2 protein-coding genes are annotated in these 2017 nt (G+C 51.0%); one reads left to right on the forward strand and one right to left on the reverse strand.

Annotated elements, in window-relative coordinates; genetic code table 11:
* Positions 1-1650, reverse strand: a 1650-nt coding sequence (locus AB1634_12060; protein MEW6220251.1) for a DUF4838 domain-containing protein, incomplete at its 3' end; no start/stop codon positions are given.
* A gap of 15 nt (positions 1651-1665) precedes the next feature.
* Between AB1634_12060 and AB1634_12065 the strand changes: the two genes are divergently transcribed.
* Positions 1666-1800, forward strand: a complete 135-nt coding sequence (locus AB1634_12065; GenBank protein ID MEW6220252.1) for a hypothetical protein — start codon at positions 1666-1668, stop codon at positions 1798-1800.
* Positions 1801-2017: the final 217 nt, after the last annotated feature.

Below are 2017 nucleotides of genomic sequence, written 5' to 3' on the forward strand. Positions count from 1 at the left end.
CTCTTCCAGGAAATGCTCGTATCTTGCCAGTCGCTCGCCATAGGTGGCAGGTTTCCCGTCAACAGTAAAAAGCGTTGGGGCCGCCAGACGGGTATAGTCGTGCCAAAGTTTTGCTTTCCGAACATGCTCCGATGCCAGTTCATTGCCGGCCGCGAGTTTCCCTGCACGGCGCAACGTCTCGCCCAGTTTTTCTAACAGCTCGGCGTCCAGGTAGCCAGCATCCGGGGACGAGTAGAGATTGGCATGCTGTTGACCAGAGAGCACATGCCTGCGTTGCAAGGAAATGTACTCGGTCATCGCTGGAGCTGCTGGCCCGTAGTATCCATCAATAAAATCCTTCAGCAAGGCTTCAAAATCTGCGCCTGGATCCCAAAGCATTTTGGCAATCAGCCACGCCTTCAACTCCGCCATGTCTCCGCCATTACTTTCATAACTCCCCTGCGCAAAAATTCCTTTTACGTTGTGTTGGTAATAAAATGGGATGTCTTCTTTCATGGCGTTGAGGTTGGGCAACATTCCAGGGTAGTGATAAAAGTTGGTGCTGTAGTGCCAGGCATAAAGCCGATCGGTCAGCCGGGACCAGTCTTTCAAATTTTTCACAAAATTCGCGTTATGATCACACCGTTTGAGTGAGTGGATGTCACAGGAGGGCGCCATGTGACAAAGGCGAATGACCATGTTCGGCCGCGGTTTAATGGTTAGCGGTGCTTTTTCGGTGTAGTTGTAGGCCAGGGTGTCAATCAAAATATTTGAATATTCTTCTGCCACCTCGTCGGCAACTTGATTCACAAAATTCAAAAGCGTACCGGCCGGAGATCCCTCTTTGTTGTCCATGGCCAAACACTTCTCACAGGTGCACGCATCGAAATTGTCATTTTGGGAAACAGAGATAATAGCCGGCCGACCGTTACTCTCAGCAGCCAATCTCAATACTTCCCCTTTTACGATCTTGAGAACATCTGGGTTGCTAAGACAAGGTTGCCCATATGAAATTCGCTTTCCCTCCACTAGCGAAAAATACTCTGGATGATCCCCGAAGTATTTCCAGGGAGGAACCAACTGGTCAAAGGTGTGAACATAATTTCCCAGATAGGTTGTGCCATGACCATGTCGCTCTTCCAGATGGAATGACTTTCCGTTGACCCGATTATGTGCCGCCCAATCGGCGTCGAATGCCTCAAAAAAATACGGCTCGCGATATTCCATCATTGGTCGTTGCCGATCTTCAACCGAGGTCAGATCGATCGTCTGCCGACGAGGGATTATCGTGGTGTCTTTGGCAAGCCATCGAATCCCGAGATGATTTTCTAACAACCCGTAAACACCGTAAAGCGTTCCTCGCTGCCCTCCGCCTCTGATCACAAACTTGTCTCCACGGGCCCGCAGAACAAATCCCTCTTCCCCAAGCGATGCCGCCTCCTCGTCGGTCACGATGGTAGACCCCTGCTTGGTGTTGCCAACAAGAATAGCACAACCTGCGGGGGCCTTGTCCTCCGAGACGACAGCAACTCTTGCCCCGCTCATTTTTTCGAAATATATTTGCAGTTCTCCTGCCGCATGCTTTTCTGAATCATAAGCCTTGCTCGGTATAACAATCGAACAGTCCGAGATTCCGTCTGCAATAACGATTCTTTTGGCTGCTGCAGCCATCTTGGATGTCTCCTGATGAAAGACAGCACCACCAGATCAGTGCGTGCCGGTACGGGTGAAACAGCCGATATGACTGGTGGTGATTACCTGTTTACGCATTGCAGTCAACTGCCGGTTTTATTTGACAATTCTGAAGCCCTTCTGCAATAGTCAGACGCTTCATCTAACGCCGGGTCATCCGGTCGACGTGCATGGACCCTGTCAGGCTGCATCAGCGTCATAGGCCTGTATAGGCCAGTTCCTATGGTCACAATATTCAGTTGGGTTTGGCCAAGGATGTCTGTCGTTTGACCGCTTGGAGGAGTTGTTCGGGTAGGGTTGGTTGGGTCACAAGGGCCCGGAACCCTGGGAGCATGCGGTCGGTGTC

It is taken from the genome of Thermodesulfobacteriota bacterium (genome assembly GCA_040755095.1).
GTDB lineage: Bacteria > Desulfobacterota > Desulfobulbia > Desulfobulbales > JBFMBH01 > JBFMBH01.